We start from the raw sequence: 3,132 nt of genomic DNA on the forward strand, positions 1-3,132 counted from the left end.
GTAAGCGCCAACGGAAGGCGGCGTTGACGTAGCTCTATTTCGTCTTTCGCTGTCGTGGGCGCCATTTCTTGGCGAGCGCTGCGAAGCGGATGTGGATCAGATCGATGTCCGGCTGAGCATGGGGATCGTGGTCGTCGCCCAAGGCTTCCAAGGCATCTTCATGATATTCATGGGCAGGATCAGCGAGTGCCTCCAGCGTCTCAGCGTAACCCCAAGGGCCGCCGGAGTCCTCGGGCGGACGCATGCCAGTGGCTTCGAGCAGGCGGGGATAGCTAGCCTGCGGGTCGGCAGGGACGATGCCCTCGATCCTGACGCTGTGCTCCCAGGCATCACCGAAGTCGTAGAGGTACCGGAAGGACTTGCCGCGCATTCCCTCGAGAGCCTCGGCCAGGGTCGCCTTGCGGGCATCAAGCGGACCGTCAAAGCCGTAGGAAGGGTCGGGGATGCCGAAGCCCGTACGCCCGAAGGTCAGTTCCCACAGGTGGCTGTCCGTCCACGCCAACGCGGCCTGGAAGACGGCATGTAAGCGATCGAGCCTGATGGTGAGCGGCACCTCGATCACGCGGCTGACAGCCGGCTTCACGTCATCCAGCGTGATCGTCATCCGCACGACGAAGGCGTTGCTCAAGCAGCGTGCTCCAGGTTCTGGATCTCTCGTGTGGCCTGCCACTTCCAAGGCAGCAGCTCGTCGATCCGGTTGATCGGGTGATTGCCAATACGCTCGATGACGTCGGTGAACCAGGTCTCGGGCTCGACGCCGTTGAGGCGGCAGGTCTCGACGAGCGAGTAGAACAGCGCCGAAGCGTCGCCGCCCTTGGTGGAACCCACGAACAACCAGTTGCGGCGGCCAAGTGCCACGCCGCGCAGGGCATTCTCGACGAGGTTGTTGCTGATCTCGAGCAGGCCATCATCACAGTAGCGGATCATCGCCGCCCATCGGTTGATGGGATAGCGGCACGCCTTGGCTAAGGCGCTGTCTGAAGACAGGCCTTTGAGTTGCGCTTCAAGCCAAGGCCGCAAGGCTGTCAGCTTCGGGAAGGCCAACTCTTGGCGAACCCGGCGCCGCTCGTCGGGCGGTGCTCCCTTGATCTCGCGCTCGATGGCGAAGAGCTCGGCGATGCGCACCACGGCCTCCGCCGCGATCGGCGAGGGTGTCTTTTCCAGGACGTCGGTGAACTTGCGCCGGGCATGCGCCCAGCATCCCACTTCGGTCACGTCGCGAGGAGCCTTGGTTTTGGGATCGCGGTAAATGGCGTTGTAGCCAGCATATCCGTCGGCCTGCAGATAGCCGCGGTAGCCGGCAAGGTGCGCCGCGGGATGCTTGCCGCCGCGACCGGTGGTGAAGCGGAACGCGACAGCCGGCGGGCTCATGTCGCCGCTTGAGCGGCCATCGCGCAGATAGACCCAGAAGTACGCGGTGTGGCTGCCAGCCTCCCCGGCAAGTAAGGTGACCGGGGTCTCGTCGCCGTGCACCTTGGGCGCTTCGAGGATATAGGCGAGCAGCCGCTCACCGATGGGCGCCATCAGCCATGCCAGCTTGCGGGCCCACCGTCCCATCACGTCGCGGTCGATATGCACGCCCTGGCGGCGCAGGATCACCGACTGGCGGTGCCAGGGTTGATGATCGACGAAGCGGCTGACGACGAGGTGCGCCAGTAAGGCGCTGCTCGCCATGACCTTGGGCAGCGGCAGATTGACGGCCGGAGCCTGGCGGATCTGCTCACAGGTCCGGCAGGCAATACGGGGACGAACATGTCGCAGCACGCGGAAGCGGGCCGGGACGTAGTCCAGTACCTCGGTGACGTCCTCGCCGATTACCGTTTCGGCGCCGCCGCAGCTGCCACTACAAGGACCGGGATGATGCTCTGTCGTCTGGCGCGGGATGTGGGCGGGGATCGGCGCCCGAACGCCGGCCTTGCGTGCCGACTGCAGCGCTGCCGCTGCCGCTGCCGCTGCCGCTGCCGGCGCGTCATCATTTGCCGGTTCGGGCGCGTCGACCTCGTCGAACATCAAGCGCAACTGCGCGATGTCCATCTTCTCCGAGCTGCGGCCGAACTGGACACGCAGAAGCCGGGCCAGGCGATGTTCGAGCTTCTCGATCTTCAGGTTCTGGGCTTTGACGGTCGCATTCGCCGCCTGCAATTCGGACCGCTCCAGCTCCATGGCCTCGGCCATCTCGCGCAGAATTTTCTGCAGGAGAACTGGGTCTGTGGGAAGGCGATCAAGGTCGAACCGCATGCCCAAAGCTATAGCGGCGGTGGCTTCGCAAACCTATATAAAACCGCAGTTTCCCGCCACTTTATCGCTCACGCGAGGGTCGGCGTGACCACTTGGTCATGGACAATCGCCTGTCTCCAATCCAGCCCCTCGATCAGCATTGCCAACTGCGCGCATGAGAGCCGTGCCGCCGCTCCATCCTGCGTGCGGGGCCAGACGAACTTCCCGCGTTCGAGACGTTTGGCATAGAGGCAAAGCCCCGAGCCATCCCAGACCAGGGCCTTCAATCTGTCGCCGCGTTTCCCGCGGAACAAGAATACGGCGCCACAGAAAGGATCGAGCTGAAGAATGTTGCGGACCTGCGCGCTCAGCCCATCAAAGCCCTTGCGCATGTCGCAGGGGGCAAGCGACAGATAGATCTTCGCCGACGGTGGCAGCGCCAGGCTCAACGATCAATCTCCCCGACCACCTCGAGGACCAGCTTGAGCGCCGCCCGGTCAACCAGCCGGTCGACCGACACCGTGAGGCCGCCTTGCCCTTTGATCTCGATCCGGCCGATCTCGGCAGGCTTCGCCGGCGGGCCAGAATTCGCGAGCTCCACCGGCACGAACCCGGCCATCGCGCTCTGCAGCAATTGCCGGCGCCAGGTGTAGAGCTGGCCCGTCCCTATCCCATGCTTGCGCGCGACGACCGCCATGATGGCGCCCGGCCGCGTCGTTTCCTTGAGGATGGCCAGCTTCTCGTCGTCGCTCCACCGCCGGCGCCGCTCCACTCGCACGACCGCTCCGCCATCGCCGCGAGCGCTCATACGAGGCTCGTTTGACTGCTCGATATCCACTCGCAAGGCCTCCGTCTGCCCCGCGAACTTCACCCCATCCGCCCACCGCACAAGGCCGGGTTCCGTCGGCGCTTACG

General features: G+C 64.8%; 4 protein-coding genes. All 4 read right to left on the reverse strand.

All coding sequences use genetic code 11. The features are described from left to right. Positions 1–34: 34 nt before the first annotated feature. Positions 35–628, reverse strand: coding sequence for a plasmid pRiA4b ORF-3 family protein (locus OLX23_RS25670; protein ID WP_264448203.1), 594 nt, complete (start codon positions 626–628; stop codon positions 35–37). Continuing rightward, positions 625–2,238, reverse strand: a complete 1,614-nt coding sequence (gene tnpC, locus OLX23_RS25675) for an IS66 family transposase (RefSeq protein ID WP_264448204.1) — start codon at positions 2,236–2,238, stop codon at positions 625–627. The genes OLX23_RS25670 and tnpC overlap by 4 nt, the downstream gene beginning before the upstream one ends. A 68-nt stretch (positions 2,239–2,306) precedes the next feature. Beyond that, complete coding sequence (tnpB, locus tag OLX23_RS25680; RefSeq protein WP_413629943.1) at positions 2,307–2,666, reverse strand: IS66 family insertion sequence element accessory protein TnpB; 360 nt, start codon at positions 2,664–2,666, stop codon at positions 2,307–2,309. Beyond that, entirely contained in the window at positions 2,663–3,025 is a 363-nt protein-coding gene (tnpA, locus tag OLX23_RS25685) for an IS66-like element accessory protein TnpA (protein ID WP_264448205.1), read from the reverse strand. Before tnpA ends, tnpB begins: the two co-directional genes overlap by 4 nt. Between the last annotated feature and the right edge of the window lie 107 nt (positions 3,026–3,132).

Origin of the sequence: Novosphingobium sp. JCM 18896 (genome assembly GCF_025938095.1) — a bacterium.
GTDB lineage: Bacteria > Pseudomonadota > Alphaproteobacteria > Sphingomonadales > Sphingomonadaceae > Novosphingobium.